Raw genomic sequence first — 14,093 nt, 5'->3', positions numbered from 1 at the left:
GAACTCCCGTGAGCACCTTCAAGGCCCCCAAGGGCACGTACGACCTGATCCCGCCGGACAGCGCCAAGTTCCTGGCGGTCCGCGAGGCGATCTCCGCGCCGCTGCGCAACTCCGGCTACGGCTACGTCGAGACGCCCGGCTTCGAGAACGTGGAGCTGTTCGCGCGCGGGGTGGGCGAGTCCACCGACATCGTGACCAAGGAGATGTACGCCTTCGAGACCAAGGGCGGCGACCGGCTCGCGCTGCGTCCCGAGGGCACCGCCTCCGTGCTGCGCGCCGCGCTGGAGGCCAACCTGCACAAGGCGGGCAACCTCCCCGTCAAGCTCTGGTACTCCGGCTCGTACTACCGCTACGAGCGCCCCCAGAAGGGCCGTTACCGCCACTTCTCGCAGGTCGGCGCCGAGGCGATCGGCGCGGAGGACCCGGCGCTCGACGCCGAGCTGATCATCCTGGCCGACCAGGCGTACCGCTCGCTCGGCCTCAGGGACTTCCGCATCCTGCTCAACAGCCTGGGCGACCAGGAGTGCCGCCCGGTCTACCGGGCCGCGCTCCAGGACTTCCTGCGCGGTCTCGACCTCGACGAGGACACCCTGCGCCGCGCCGAGATCAACCCGCTGCGCGTCCTCGACGACAAGCGCCCCGACGTCCAGAAGCAGCTCAGCGACGCCCCGCTGCTGCGCGACTACCTGTGCGACGCCTGCAAGGCGTACCACGAGGAGGTCCGCGAGCTGCTCACGGCGGCGGGCGTGGCCTTCGAGGACGACGCGAAGCTGGTGCGCGGCCTGGACTACTACACCCGCACCACCTTCGAGTTCGTCCACGACGGCCTCGGCTCGCAGTCCGCGGTGGGCGGCGGCGGCCGCTACGACGGCCTGTCCGAGATGATCGGCGGCCCCGCGCTGCCGTCCGTCGGCTGGGCGCTCGGCGTCGACCGCACGGTGCTGGCCCTGGAGGCGGAGGGCGTCGCCCTCGAACTCCCCGCCACCACCAGCGTCTTCGCCGTCCCCCTCGGGGAGGAGGCCCGCCGCGTCCTGTTCGGCAAGGTCACCGAACTGCGCAAGAACGGCATCGCGGCGGACTTCTCGTACGGCGGCAAGGGCCTGAAGGCGGCGATGAAGGCGGCCAACCGCAGTGGCGCCCGCTACACCCTCGTCCTCGGCGAACGCGACCTCGCCGAAGGGGTCGTCCAGCTCAAGGACATGGACTCCGGCGAGCAGACGGCGATCGGCGTCAACGAGATCGTGGCGGAACTGGAGTCCCGGCTCGGCTGACAGCTGTTGGGGGGCGGGGTCGGCCGTATGTCCTTATGCGGATCGAACGGTCACCACACAGGCCCGTACGGCACAATGACCCGTGCCGGGAACCGGCCCCCCACCCCCTAGCGACGGAATCGGCGTGATGAGCAAGACGACTGTGCAGGGCGTCTCCACCGGACCCGACCCGCGGCGGACCGCCGACGGGCCGCGCACCGAGGGCGGCAGCCGGGCGTTCGCCCTGCTGCTGGTGATCACCGGCGCGGCGGGACTGCTCGCCGCCTGGGTCATCACGATCGACAAGTTCAAGATCCTTGAGGCCAAGGTCGCGGGGGAGACGTTCACCCCCGGGTGCAGCCTCAACCCGGTCGTCTCCTGCGGCAGTGTGATGGAGAGCGACCAGGCGTCCGTCTTCGGCTTCCCCAACCCGATGCTCGGCCTCGTCGCCTACGGCATCGTGATCGGCGTCGGCATGGCCCTGCTCGCGCGGGCCCGCTTCCCGCGCTGGTACTGGCTCACCTTCAACGCGGGCACCCTCTTCGGCGTCGTCTTCTGCGCCTGGCTGATGTTCCAGTCGCTGTACCGGATCAACGCCCTGTGCCTGTGGTGCAGCCTCGCCTGGGTCGCCACGATCATCATGTTCTGGTACGTGACCTCGTTCAACGTCCGCAAGGGCTTCCTGCCCGCGCCGGGCTGGCTCAAGGGCTTCTTCGACGAGTTCACCTGGGTCATGCCGGTGCTGCACATCGGCATCATCGGGATGCTGATCCTGACCCGGTGGTGGGACTTCTGGCTGAGCTGACGGCCGGGGCCGCGTTGTCAGTGCGGTGATTTAGGGTTTCCAGCGTGGAGCCCGATCTGTTCACCGCCGCAGCCGAAGACCGCCAGGAGAAGGAGCCGTCCAGCAGCCCCCTGGCGGCGCGGATGCGCCCGCGCGTCCTCGACGAGGTCGTGGGCCAGCAGCATCTGCTGAAGCCCGGCTCGCCCCTGCGCCGCCTGGTCGGCGAGGGCGCCTCGGGCCCGGCCGGGCCGTCCTCGGTGATCCTCTGGGGCCCGCCCGGCACCGGCAAGACGACCCTGGCGTACGTCGTCTCCAAGGCCACCAACAAGCGGTTCGTGGAGCTGTCCGCGATCACCGCCGGGGTCAAGGAGGTCCGCGCGGTCATCGACGGCGCCCGCCGCGCCACCGGCGGCTACGGCAAGGAGACCGTCCTCTTCCTCGACGAGATCCACCGCTTCAGCAAGGCCCAGCAGGACTCCCTGCTGCCCGCCGTCGAGAACCGCTGGGTCACCCTGATCGCCGCCACCACCGAGAACCCGTACTTCTCGGTGATCTCCCCGCTGCTCTCCCGTTCCCTGCTGCTCACCCTCGAACCCCTCACCGACGACGACATCGGCGCCCTGCTGCGCCGCGCCCTCGCCGACGAGCGCGGGCTGAAGGGCGCCGTCACCCTCCCCGAGGACACCGAGGCGCACCTGCTGCGCATCGCCGGGGGCGACGCCCGCCGCGCCCTGACCGCCCTGGAGGCCGCCGCCGGGGCCGCCCTCGACAAGGGCGAGACCGAGATCGCGCTGACCACGCTGGAGGAGACGGTCGACCGCGCGGCGGTGAAGTACGACCGCGACGGCGACCAGCACTACGACGTCGCCAGCGCCCTGATCAAGTCCATCCGCGGCTCCGACGTCGACGCCGCCCTGCACTACCTGGCCCGGATGATCGAGGCCGGGGAGGACCCCCGCTTCATCGCCCGCCGCCTGATGATCTCCGCCAGCGAGGACATCGGCCTCGCCGACCCGAACGCCCTGCCCATCGCGGTCGCCGCCGCCCAGGCCGTCGCCATGATCGGCTTCCCCGAGGCAGCCCTCACCCTCAGCCACGCCACCATCGCCCTCGCCCTCGCACCGAAGTCCAACGCCGCGACCACCGCGATAGGCGCCGCCCTGGACGACGTACGCAAGGGGCTGGCCGGGCCCGTGCCGGCGCATCTGCGGGACGGGCACTACAAGGGCGCCGCCAAGCTGGGGCACGCGCAGGGGTACGTCTACCCGCACGACCTGCCGGAGGGCATCGCCGCCCAGCAGTACGCGCCGGACGCGTTGCGGGACCGCGCGTACTACACCCCGACCCGGCACGGCGCCGAGGCACGATACGCGGACGCGGTGGAGTGGACCCGCAAGAACCTCGGTCGGAAGCGGTCCTGAGCACCCTGTAGACTGCTCCGAAGTGCTGAGTCCCGCGCTGTCAGAACGGGACAACCAGCCGGAGACCCGGCCCCCAGGGGCCGGCTCCAGGAGCGTCGCGCACCGTCGAACGGTGTCGCGGGCAGCCCACCACCATCCCAGCAGGTCCGGGAACCGGTCGGTGGGCCACTCGCGTGCTGCACGTATGTGCCCAGACCAGGGGAGCGGCTGCCCGACAGGTCCCGCACGGACCCGGAGGGTCTCCCCGGCTGCGGATGCGACCTCCCTCACCACCCTGACAGGCCGAACTAGGAAATGAGAGACAGTGGCGAACCAGTCCCGCCCCAAGGTCAAGAAGTCGCGTGCCCTCGGCATCGCGCTGACCCCGAAGGCCGTCAAGTACTTCGAGGCCCGTCCCTACCCGCCGGGTGAGCACGGCCGCGGCCGCAAGCAGAACTCGGACTACAAGGTCCGTCTGCTGGAGAAGCAGCGTCTGCGCGCGCAGTACGACGTGTCCGAGCGCCAGCTCGTCCGCGCCTACGACCGTGCCTCCAAGGTCCAGGGCAAGACCGGTGAGGCCTTGATCATCGAGCTGGAGCGTCGCCTCGACGCGCTGGTCCTGCGTTCGGGCATCGCCCGCACGATCTACCAGGCCCGCCAGATGGTCGTCCACGGCCACATCCAGGTCAACGGCCAGAAGGTCGACAAGCCGTCCTTCCGCGTCCGCCCGGACGACGTCGTGCAGGTCCGCGACCGCAGCAAGGACAAGACGCTGTTCCAGATCGCCCGCGAGGGCGGCTTCGCCCCCGACGGCGAGACCCCGCGCTACCTGCAGGTGAACCTCAAGGCCCTGGCGTTCCGCCTGGACCGTGAGCCGAACCGCAAGGAGATCCCGGTGATCTGCGACGAGCAGCTCGTCGTCGAGTACTACGCCCGCTGACCCAGCCGGACGCAGTACACCCAGCGGTACTCAGCCCGCCGTCTCGCCACCCCGCCGGGTGCGCGGGGCGGCGGGTTCGTGCTGGTCGGCCCCGTCCCGGGCGACCGGCGCCGCCCCACGCGGCGACGGGACCGCCGACAGCGGGCGGCTCCCGCCGCCCGGCCCGCGCAGGGCCCGCGCCACCGCCGCCTCCCGGCCGAGCCGCGCCCCCTCCCGCACCCCCCGCGCGTACCGCTCGTCGCCGAGCCGCTCCCGGGCCAGCGCCTCGCAGCGCTCGTGCGGGGCGTTGTAGTAGGCCGAGCCGAACAGCGGCAGGCCCACCGACGGCCACATCCCGGACGCCGCGCCCTGGAGCACCGCCGCCTCCGCCGCGTCGCCCTCCGCCACCGTGACCATGGCCAGCAGCTCCACCGCCAGCACCGAGCCGAGCAGGTCCCGGAAGGAGTGCGCGCCCTCCAGCCCCTCCGTCAGCAGTCCCCGGGCGGTGGCCAGCTCACCCTCGCGCCAGGCGGCGTACGCCAGCACGTACAGGGCGTACCCGCGCGCCCAGCGCTCGCCGTGGTCCTCGCAGACCCGGCGGACGTCCTCGCACAGCCGTACCGCGTCCGCGAGATCGCCCTGGAAGGCCCGGGTCATCGCCAGTTCGACCTGGCCCATCAGGACGTTGCTGTTCAGCTCGCCGATCTCCCGGTAGCGCTCCAGCGCCGACCGCAGCAGCGTCTCCGCGCGCGCCGTGTCGTCGGTGACCAGCGCCAGACAGCCCCTGCGGTGCTCCGCGTACGCCATCGCGGTCGGGCTCGCGACCCGCTCGGCAGCCTCCCGGCACTCCTCCAGCGCCCCCAGCGCCGTGACCGGATCGCCCTGCAGGACGGCGACGTAGCCCAGCACCCACAGCGCCTTCAGCCGGGACTGCTCACCGGGCCCGCGCTCCGTCTCCGGCTCCAGACAGCGCACCAGCCAGTGCCGCCCCTCCGCGAGCCGCCCGCAGCCCACCCAGTGGAACCACAGCGAGCCGGCCAGGTACTGCCCCAGATGCGTGCCGTCCGGCTCACTCAGACAGTGCTCCAGCGCCTCCCGCAGGTTCGGCAGCTCCGCGTCGACCCGCGCGGCGACCTCCCGCTGGCGCGGGGAGAACCACTCCAGCTCGCACCAGGTCGCCAGGCCCAGGTACCAGTCGCGGTGCCGCCGCCGCAGCCGCTCGGCGTCCCCGGTCGCCGTGAGCCACTCGGCGCCGTAGGCGCGGACGGTGTCGAGCATCCGGTAGCGCACCCCGGCCGGGGTCTCCTCGCGGGCCAGCACCGACTGCTCCAGCAGCCGTGTCAGCACGTCGAGGACCTCGTCGGCGGGCAGCCCGTCGCCGCTGCACACGTACTCGGCGGCCTCCAGGTCGAACGTTCCGGCAAACACCGACAGGCGCGCCCACAGCAGCCGCTCGGGCGGGCTGCACAGCTCGTGGCTCCAGCCGATCGCCGTGCGCAGCGTGCGGTGGCGGGGCAGCCCGTCGCACGGGCCGCCGTCCAGCAGCCGGAACCGGTCGCCGAGCCGGTCGAGGAGCCGGCGCGGGGCGAGCGCGCGCAGCCGCCCCGCCGCCAGCTCCACGGCCAGCGGGATGCCGTCCAGCCGCCGGCACAGCTCCCGTACCTCCGGGCCGTCGGCGAGCGGGACGCCCTGCCGTTCGGTGCGCTCCCGCAGCAGGCGCACCGCGTCGTCCTCGGCGAGCGGGGCCAGCGGGAACAGCAGCTCGCCCGGCACGCCCAGTGGTCTGCGGCCCACGGCGAGCACCCGCAGACCGGGCGCGCGGCGCAGCAGCTCCCCGACCAGGTGGGCGCAGCCGTCCACCAGGTGCTCGAACCCGTCGAGGACGAGCAGGAGTTCACGCCCGGCGAGATGGTCGCCCAGGGCGTCGAGCGGCGGCCGGGCGGTGTGGTCGGTCAGCGCCAGCGCCTCCACCAGCGCGTGGTCGACGAACTCCGGGTCCCGCAGCGGTGCCAGTTCCGCGCGCCAGACGCCGTCGCGCGGGGTGCGTCTGGCGCCCGCGCGCGCCGCGAGACGTGACTTGCCGACCCCGCCGGGGCCGGTGACGGTCACCAGCCGCGAGGCGTCGAGGGCGCGGCCCAGTCCGGTGAGTTCGGCGGTCCGGCCCACGAACGCGTCGAGTTCGAGAGGGAGATTGCCGGGTACAGGGTCCTCGGTGCGCTGATGGTCCCGCATGGAACACGGAGCGTACTGAACCGTATTCAGTGCGTACAATCGGCGCACAAGACCCCACCGCGCGCGCCCCCTAATCGAGTGCGGGGCCCCACCCCCGGCGCGATAGGCTCGGTGCACGACTTTTCCAAAGCTCAGGGAGCGGGTGCGCAGTGTCCGGTGGAGAGGTGGCCGGGATCCTGGTGGCCGTCTTCTGGGCGATCCTGGTGTCCTTCCTCGCCGTGGCCCTGGCGAGGCTGGCCCAGACGCTCAGGGCGACCACCAAGCTCGTGGCGGACGTGACCGACCAGGCCGTCCCGCTGCTGGCCGACGCCTCGTCGGCGGTGCGCTCGGCGCAGACCCAGATCGACCGGGTCGACTCGATCGCCTCGGACGTCCAGGAGGTCACCTCGAACGCGTCCGCCCTGTCGACCACCGTCGCCTCCACCTTCGGCGGCCCCCTGGTCAAGGTCGCGGCGTTCGGCTACGGCGTACGCCGGGCCCTCGGCGGCTCCCGCCGGGAGGACGCGCCGGAGCGGGCCGCACAGCACACGGTCATCGTCGGCCGCACCGTCCCGGCCGCGCGGTGGGGCAGGCGAAACCGCCGCGGAGAGAAGGACTGAGAGCCAGCGATGTTCCGCCGTACCTTCTGGTTCACCACCGGCGTCGCCGCCGGGGTCTGGGCCACCACCAAGGTCAACCGCAAGCTGCGCCAGCTGACCCCCGAGAGCCTCGCCGCGACCGCGGCGAACAAGGCGCTTCAGGCCGGTCACCGGCTGAAGGACCGCGCGGTCGGCTTCGCGCTCGACGTGCGCGACAACATGGCCGAGCGGGAGGCCGAACTCGGCGAGGCGCTCGGCCTGAACGCGCCCGTCGACCCCGAGCTCCCGGCCGCCCGGCGCTACACCGCCATCGAGAACAGCAACAAGACGAAGACGTACGTCATCGACCGGACGACGTACTCGTACAACCGGAATGAGGACCACTGATGGAGTCGGCTGAGATCCGCCGCCGCTGGCTGAGCTTCTTCGAGGAGCGCGGGCACACCGTCGTCCCTTCGGCGTCGCTCATCGCGGACGACCCGACTCTGCTCCTCGTCCCCGCCGGGATGGTGCCCTTCAAGCCCTACTTCCTGGGCGAGGTGAAGCCGCCGTTCGACCGCGCCACCAGCGTGCAGAAGTGCGTGCGCACCCCCGACATCGAAGAGGTCGGCAAGACCACCCGGCACGGCACGTTCTTCCAGATGTGCGGCAACTTCTCGTTCGGCGACTACTTCAAGGAAGGCGCCATCAAGCTCGCCTGGGAGCTGCTCACCAGCCCCCAGGACAAGGGCGGTTACGGCCTGGAGCCGGAGAAGCTCTGGATCACCGTCTACAAGGACGACGACGAGGCCGAGCGCATCTGGCACGAGGTCGTCGGAGTGCCCACGGAGCGCATCCAGCGCCTCGGCATGAAGGACAACTACTGGTCCATGGGCGTGCCCGGACCGTGCGGCCCCTGCTCCGAGATCAACTACGACCGCGGCCCCGAGTTCGGCGCCGAGGGCGGCCCCGCCGTCAACGACGAGCGGTACGTGGAGATCTGGAACCTCGTCTTCATGCAGTACGAGCGTGGCGAGGGCACCGGCAAGGACAACTTCGAGATCCTCGGGGACCTGCCGAGCAAGAACATCGACACCGGGCTCGGTCTCGAACGTCTCGCCATGATCCTGCAGGGCGTGCGGAACATGTACGAGATCGACACCTCGATGGCCGTGATCGACAAGGCCACCGAGCTGACCGGCGTCCGCTACGGCGACGCCCACGCCTCGGACGTCTCCCTGCGCGTGGTCACCGACCACATGCGCACCGCCACCATGCTCATCGGCGACGGCGTCACCCCGGGCAACGAGGGCCGCGGCTACGTGCTGCGCCGGATCATGCGCCGCGCCATCCGCAACATGCGGCTGCTTGGCGCCACCGGGCCGGTCGTCAGGGACCTCATCGACGTCGTCATCGGCATGATGGGCCAGCAGTACCCCGAGCTGATCACCGACCGCGAGCGGATCGAGAAGGTCGCCCTCGCCGAGGAGAACGCCTTCCTGAAGACGCTGAAGGCGGGCACCAACATCCTCGACACGGCCGTCAGCGAGACCAAGGCCGCCGGTGCCGGCGTGCTCCCCGGCGACAAGGCGTTCCTGCTCCACGACACCTGGGGCTTCCCGATCGACCTCACCCTGGAGATGGCCGCCGAGCAGGGCCTCTCCGTGGACGAGGACGGCTTCCGGCGCCTGATGAAGGAGCAGCGGGAGCGCGCCAAGGCCGACGCCCAGGCCAAGAAGACCGGCCACGCCGACCTGGGCGCCTACCGGGAGATCGCCGACTCCGCCGGTGCCACCGAGTTCATCGGCTACACCGACACCGAGGGCGAGTCCACGATCGTCGGCATCCTCGTCGACGGGCTGTCCTCCCCGGCCGCCACCGAGGGCGACGAGGTCGAGATCGTCCTCGACCGCACCCCGTTCTACGCCGAGGGCGGCGGCCAGATCGGTGACACCGGCCGGATCAGGGTGGACTCCGGGGCCGTGATCGAGGTCCGGGACTGCCAGAAGCCGGTGCCGGGCGTGTACGTCCACAAGGGCGTCGTCCAGGTCGGCGAGGTCACGGTCGGCGCCAAGGCCCTCGCCGCCATCGACGACCGGCGGCGCACGTCCATCGCCCGCGCCCACTCCGCCACCCACCTCACCCACCAGGCCCTGCGCGACGCCCTCGGTCCGACGGCCGCCCAGGCCGGTTCCGAGAACCAGCCCGGCCGGTTCCGCTTCGACTTCGGCTCCCCGTCCGCCGTACCGCAGACGGTGATGGTCGACGTCGAGCAGAAGATCAACGAGGTGCTCGCCCGCGACCTCGACGTGCGCGCCGACGTCATGGGCATCGACGAGGCCAAGCGGCAGGGCGCGATCGCCGAGTTCGGCGAGAAGTACGGCGAGCGGGTGCGCGTGGTCACCATCGGCGACTTCTCCAAGGAGCTGTGCGGCGGCACGCACGTGCACAACACGGCCCAGCTCGGCCTGGTGAAGCTGCTGGGCGAGTCGTCGATCGGCTCGGGGGTGCGCCGTATCGAGGCCCTCGTCGGTGTGGACGCCTACCACTTCCTGGCGCGTGAGCACACGGTGGTCAACCAGCTCACCGAGCTGCTCAAGGGCCGCTCGGAGGAGCTGCCGGAGAAGGTGTCCGCCATGCTCGGCAGGCTCAAGGACGCCGAGAAGGAGATCGAGAAGTTCCGCGCCGAGAAGGTCCTCCAGGCCGCCGCAGGACTCGCCGAGTCCGCCAAGGACGTCCGCGGCGTCGCCCTGGTCACCGGGCAGGTCCCGGACGGCACCACCGCCGACGACCTGCGCAAGCTGGTCCTCGACGTGCGCGGCCGGATCCAGGGCGGCCGGGCGGCCGTGGTCGCCCTGTTCACCGTGGTGAACGGCAAGCCGCTGACGGTCATCGCCACCAACGACGCCGCCCGCGAACGCGGCCTCAAGGCCGGTGACCTGGTGCGCGCGGCCGCCAAGACGCTCGGCGGCGGCGGTGGCGGCAAGCCCGACGTCGCCCAGGGCGGCGGCCAGAACCCGGCCGCCGTCGGGGAGGCCGTCGACGCGGTCGAACGCCTCGTGGGCGAGACGGCCAAGTGAGCGACGGACCGACGGGTGGCGCGGGCCGCGGGATGCGCCGTGGCCGACGCCTCGCGATCGACGTCGGGGACGCCCGGATCGGGGTCGCCTCCTGCGACCCCGACGGGATCCTCGCCACCCCCGTGGAGACGGTCCCCGGCCGGGACGTCCCTGCCGCGCACCGCAGGCTGCGGCAGCTCGTCCAGGAGTACGAACCCGTCGAGGTCGTCGTCGGCCTCCCTCGCTCCCTCAAGGGGGGCGAGGGTCCGGCCGCGGCCAAGGTCCGCGTCTTCGCCCGGGAGCTGGCCCGGGGCATCCAGCCCGTCCCGGTGCGGCTGGTCGACGAGCGGATGACCACGGTCACGGCCACCCAGGGACTGCGCGCCTCCGGCGTGAAGTCCAAGAAGGGACGTTCCGTCATCGACCAGGCCGCCGCTGTGATCATCCTCCAGCAGGCACTGGAATCCGAACGGGTGTCAGGGAAGCCGCCGGGCGAGGGCGTCGAAGTGGTCATCTGATCGCGATACGGTAACGTTCCGCGCGATGCGTCAGCATTCGAACAGCTGCCGCACAGGAGAGACGGCACGGACACCGGACCCGGACGCCGCGTGACCGCCGCCTCGCGGCTCTAGGGGATCGATGACTGAGTATGGCCGGGGCCAGGGCTCCGAACCGTGGGATCCGCAGGACCCGTTGTACGGGGACGGCGGATGGGATGGACAGCAGGCCCAGCAGGGCCAGCAGTCCTCCTACGGCGGCCAGCCGCAGCAGCCCCAGCAGCCGCAGTACGGTGAGTGGGGCCAGGAGTCGCAGGACCCGTACGCCCAGGCGCAGCAGCAGTACCCCCAGCAGTACGAGCAGCAGCACTACCACGCGCAGCAGTACGACCAGCAGCAGGGATACGACCAGCAGCAGTACGACCAGTACTACGGCGGCCAGGACCAGCAGCAGTACGGCCAGCAGCAGGGGTACGGCCAGGGCCAGGCACAGGGACAGGGGTACGGCCAGCAGCACGACACCGGCGACTGGACCACCGGCTCCTCCCCGCAGACCGCCTACCCCGGCGACCCCGCCGACCCGTACGCGCGGCAGACCGGGACCTACGGTGGTGAGCAGCCCGACTTCTACAGCACCCCGGACGCCTACCCGCCGCCGGAACCGCCGAGCCGTCGACGCGCCGAGCCGGAGCCGCAGACCGACTGGGACCCGGGTCCCGACCAGGGCGAGCACGCCTTCTTCGCGGGCGGCGACGATGACGACGACCGCGACGACCGTGACGACGAGTCCGGCGGCCGGGGTGGGCGCGGGGAACGGCGCGGGCGCGGCGGCAAGGACAAGAAGAGCCGCAGCGGGTGCGCCTGTCTGGTGGTCGCGCTGGTGTTCGGCGGAGGACTGGCAGGGGTCGCCTACTTCGGCTACCAGTACTACCAGGACCGTTTCGGCGCGGCCCCGGACTACGCGGGCGACGGCACCGACGAAGAGGTGGCCGTCGACATCCCCAAGGGCGCGACCGGCTACGAGATCGGCCGTCGGCTGAAGGCCGCGGGCGTCGTCAAGAGCGTGGACGCCTTCGTCGCCGCGCAGTCGCAGGACCCGGAGGGCGACTCCATCCAGGCGGGCGCCTATCTGCTGCGCAAGGAGATGTCCGCGGCGAGCGCCGTCGACATGATGCTCGACCCCAAGAGCCAGAACAACCTCGTCATCCCCGAGGGCACCCGCAACGTCGCGATCTACAAGCTGATCGACGAGCGCCTGGAGCTGTCCAAGGGCACCACGGCGAAGGTCGCGAAGCAGGAGTTCAAGAGCCTCGGGCTGCCCGAGTGGGCGCTGAACCACGCCGACGTGAAGGATCCGCTGGAAGGATTCCTCTACCCGTCCAGCTACGCCGCCAGCAAGGGGCAGAAGCCGGAGGCCATCCTGAAGGAGATGGTCGGCCGCGCCAACGACAAGTACGAGGAACTGGGCCTGGCGAAGAAGGCCGAGGGCCTCGGCCTCGACAACCCCTGGCAACTGCTCACCGTGGCCAGCCTGGCGCAGGCCGAGGGCACCAGCCACGACGACTTCCGCAAGATGGCCGAGGTCGTCTACAACCGCCTCAAGCCGGCGAACCCCGAGACGTACGGCGCCCTGGAGTTCGACTCCACGTACAACTACATCAAGAATCAGAGCGAGATCGACCTGACGATCGAGGAACTCAAGCAGTTCGACAACCCGTACAACACGTACTACGTGAAGGGACTGCCGCCCGGCCCGATCGACAACCCGGGCGAGGAGGCGCTCAGGGGCGCGCTCAACCCCACGGACGACGGCTGGTACTACTTCATCTCGCTGGACGGCAAGACCAGCAAGTTCACCAAGACGCTCGCCGAGCACGAGAAGCTCGTCGAGAAGTTCAACGCCTCTCGCTAGAGGGCGCTGTGTCCAAGGACGGGTCATGACAGTTGGGGCCGCAGCCGCCCGCCGGGCCGCCGTGCTCGGCTCGCCCATCGCCCACTCGCTCTCGCCGGTGCTGCACCGCGCCGCGTACGCGCACCTGGGGCTCACGGGATGGTCGTACGACCGCTTCGAGGTCGACGAGGCCGCCCTGCCCGGGTTCCTCGCGGACCTCGGAGCCGAGTGGGCCGGGCTGTCGCTGACCATGCCGCTGAAGCGGGCGGTGATCCCGCTGCTCGACGAGGTCAGCGAGACGGCGGCCTCGGTCGAGGCGGTCAACACGGTCGTGTTCACCGAGGACGGCCGCCGCGTCGGCGACAACACCGACATCCCCGGCATGGTCGCGGCCCTGCGCGAGCACGGCATCGAACAGGTCGGCACCGCCGCCGTCCTCGGCGCGGGCGCCACCGCCTCCTCCGCGCTCGCCGCGCTGGCCCGGATCTGCCCGGGGCCGGTCACGGTGTACGTCCGCAGCGCCGCCCGCGCCGCGGAGATGCGGCAGTGGGGCGAACGGCTCGACGTCGAGGTCCGCACCGCCGACTGGTCCGACGCGGCGGAGGCCCTGCGCGCCCCGCTGGTCGTCGCCACCACCCCGGCGGGGACGACCGACGCGCTCGCCGCCGCCGTACCGGAGATGCCCGCCACGCTCTTCGATGTGCTCTACGACCCCTGGCCCACCGCGCTCGCGGCCCGCTGGTCGGCGTACGGCGGCGCGGTCGTCAGCGGGCTCGACCTGCTGGTGCACCAGGCGGTGCTCCAGGTCGAGCAGATGACGGGCCACGCGCCGGCGCCCGTGGACGTGATGCGGAAAGCGGGCGAACGCGCGCTGGAAGAGCGCTAGGATCCGCTCGGTTCGCGCAGGGGGCGTGGGCCGGGAGGGGAAGCGTTTCCGATGTCCGTGGACACACAGCTGGCGTCCGGGAAGACCGCGATCTTCGAGGCCGTGCTGGGGTTTCTGCCCGACTGGGTGCAGATCGGTGTGCTGGGGCTGGTCCTGCTCGTCGTCGTGGCGAGCTGGGGAGTCGGTCTCAAGCGCCGGGTCGGTCGGCGCCGGGCGGCGCGCAACGCGCCGGTGGTGCCGCGGCAGCCGCAGGGCAGCGGGGCCGACCACCTCGGCCCCTGGGCGCCGCAGCAGCGGAGCGAGCAGGGCAGCGGCGCCGACTACCTCGGGGCGTACGCGCCGCCGCGGCGGCCCGGCGGAACCGGCTGACCGGCCGGGCCGTCCGCCTGATGGACCGGCGGCCGGGACACGTGCCCGGACGTGGGAGGATCGGAGGTGGCGGGCCAGGGCCGCGCACCCCGGTCGCGCCGCGGCGCACGCGAGGACACGCGTGCGTGAGGCAGTACCAGGGCGCGAGCACTGAGGAGCACCGTTGAGCAGGTTGCGCTGGCTGACCGCGGGGGAGTCCCATGGTCCCGCACTCGTCGCGACGCTGGAGGGCCTTCCCGCCGGCGTGCC

At 71.8% G+C, this 14,093-nt stretch carries 13 protein-coding genes; 12 read left to right on the top strand and 1 reads right to left on the bottom strand.

Translation table 11 applies throughout. From position 1 onward, the window contains the following. Window positions 1-8: 8 nt before the first annotated feature. From hisS to rpsD, 4 genes are all read left to right on the top strand, one after another. Window positions 9-1,271 carry a histidine--tRNA ligase gene (gene hisS / locus ABZ659_RS29155; RefSeq protein ID WP_360225555.1) on the top strand — a complete coding sequence of 421 codons (1,263 nt, stop codon included), beginning with the start codon at window positions 9-11 and terminating at the stop codon, window positions 1,269-1,271. 127 nt (window positions 1,272-1,398) lie between these two features. After that, window positions 1,399-2,055, top strand: a complete 657-nt coding sequence (locus ABZ659_RS29150; protein WP_360225553.1) for a vitamin K epoxide reductase family protein — start codon at window positions 1,399-1,401, stop codon at window positions 2,053-2,055. Between the two features lie 44 nt (window positions 2,056-2,099). After that, the gene (locus tag ABZ659_RS29145) at window positions 2,100-3,455 is read left to right on the top strand and encodes a replication-associated recombination protein A (RefSeq protein ID WP_360225551.1); all 1,356 of its coding nucleotides are present in this window, start codon (window positions 2,100-2,102) and stop codon (window positions 3,453-3,455) included. A gap of 304 nt (window positions 3,456-3,759) precedes the next feature. Beyond that, on the top strand, window positions 3,760-4,374 hold the full coding sequence (gene rpsD / locus ABZ659_RS29140; protein ID WP_360225549.1) for a 30S ribosomal protein S4: 615 nt from the start codon (window positions 3,760-3,762) through the stop codon (window positions 4,372-4,374). A gap of 30 nt (window positions 4,375-4,404) precedes the next feature. Here rpsD and ABZ659_RS29135 read toward each other — a convergent pair whose 3' ends face one another. Then, window positions 4,405-6,585 carry a regulator gene (locus ABZ659_RS29135; protein ID WP_360225547.1) on the bottom strand — a complete coding sequence of 727 codons (2,181 nt, stop codon included), beginning with the start codon at window positions 6,583-6,585 and terminating at the stop codon, window positions 4,405-4,407. A 149-nt stretch (window positions 6,586-6,734) separates the two neighbouring features. Here ABZ659_RS29135 and ABZ659_RS29130 point away from each other — a divergent pair, with 149 nt between their 5' ends. From ABZ659_RS29130 to ABZ659_RS29095, 8 genes are all read left to right on the top strand, one after another. After that, entirely contained in the window at window positions 6,735-7,184 is a 450-nt protein-coding gene (locus ABZ659_RS29130; protein WP_360225545.1) for a DUF948 domain-containing protein, read from the top strand. A gap of 9 nt (window positions 7,185-7,193) precedes the next feature. Then, window positions 7,194-7,550: a hypothetical protein gene (locus ABZ659_RS29125; RefSeq protein WP_360225543.1), complete on the top strand. Its 357-nt coding sequence runs from the start codon at window positions 7,194-7,196 to the stop codon at window positions 7,548-7,550. After that, on the top strand, window positions 7,550-10,222 hold the full coding sequence (gene alaS / locus ABZ659_RS29120; RefSeq protein ID WP_360225541.1) for an alanine--tRNA ligase: 2,673 nt from the start codon (window positions 7,550-7,552) through the stop codon (window positions 10,220-10,222). The genes ABZ659_RS29125 and alaS overlap by 1 nt, the downstream gene beginning before the upstream one ends. A gap of 32 nt (window positions 10,223-10,254) precedes the next feature. Then, on the top strand, window positions 10,255-10,719 hold the full coding sequence (ruvX, locus tag ABZ659_RS29115; protein WP_360225652.1) for a Holliday junction resolvase RuvX: 465 nt from the start codon (window positions 10,255-10,257) through the stop codon (window positions 10,717-10,719). A 121-nt stretch (window positions 10,720-10,840) separates the two neighbouring features. Continuing rightward, on the top strand, window positions 10,841-12,610 hold the full coding sequence (mltG, locus tag ABZ659_RS29110; RefSeq protein ID WP_360225539.1) for an endolytic transglycosylase MltG: 1,770 nt from the start codon (window positions 10,841-10,843) through the stop codon (window positions 12,608-12,610). 25 nt (window positions 12,611-12,635) lie between these two features. Continuing rightward, complete coding sequence (locus ABZ659_RS29105) at window positions 12,636-13,475, top strand: shikimate dehydrogenase (protein WP_360225537.1); 840 nt, start codon at window positions 12,636-12,638, stop codon at window positions 13,473-13,475. A 51-nt stretch (window positions 13,476-13,526) separates the two neighbouring features. Further along, on the top strand, window positions 13,527-13,844 hold the full coding sequence (locus tag ABZ659_RS29100) for a hypothetical protein (protein ID WP_360225535.1): 318 nt from the start codon (window positions 13,527-13,529) through the stop codon (window positions 13,842-13,844). Window positions 13,845-14,007: 163 nt separating this feature from the next. Further along, the coding region (locus tag ABZ659_RS29095) for a chorismate synthase (protein WP_158693198.1) at window positions 14,008-14,093 on the top strand (86 nt) is incomplete at its 3' end.

The organism is Streptomyces sp. NPDC006997, assembly GCF_040635175.1.
Classification (GTDB): Bacteria; Actinomycetota; Actinomycetes; order Streptomycetales; family Streptomycetaceae; genus Streptomyces.
The sequence above is the reverse complement of the archived record's forward strand: the minus strand, read 5'-3'. Positions and strand labels throughout refer to the sequence as shown.

Bases quoted from the DNA above. Each gene is read 5' to 3' on its own strand.
- ABZ659_RS29135 (WP_360225547.1), bottom strand. From the start codon at position 6,585: ATGCGGGACCATCAGCGCACCGAGGACCCTGTACCCGGCAATCTCCCT.
- ABZ659_RS29100 (WP_360225535.1), top strand. From the start codon at position 13,527: ATGTCCGTGGACACACAGCTGGCGTCCGGGAAGACCGCGATCTTCGAG.
- ABZ659_RS29125 (WP_360225543.1), top strand. From the start codon at position 7,194: ATGTTCCGCCGTACCTTCTGGTTCACCACCGGCGTCGCCGCCGGGGTC.
- alaS (WP_360225541.1), top strand. From the start codon at position 7,550: ATGGAGTCGGCTGAGATCCGCCGCCGCTGGCTGAGCTTCTTCGAGGAG.
- mltG (WP_360225539.1), top strand. From the start codon at position 10,841: ATGACTGAGTATGGCCGGGGCCAGGGCTCCGAACCGTGGGATCCGCAG.
- ABZ659_RS29150 (WP_360225553.1), top strand. From the start codon at position 1,399: ATGAGCAAGACGACTGTGCAGGGCGTCTCCACCGGACCCGACCCGCGG.
- ABZ659_RS29105 (WP_360225537.1), top strand. From the start codon at position 12,636: ATGACAGTTGGGGCCGCAGCCGCCCGCCGGGCCGCCGTGCTCGGCTCG.
- ruvX (WP_360225652.1), top strand. From the start codon at position 10,255: ATGCGCCGTGGCCGACGCCTCGCGATCGACGTCGGGGACGCCCGGATC.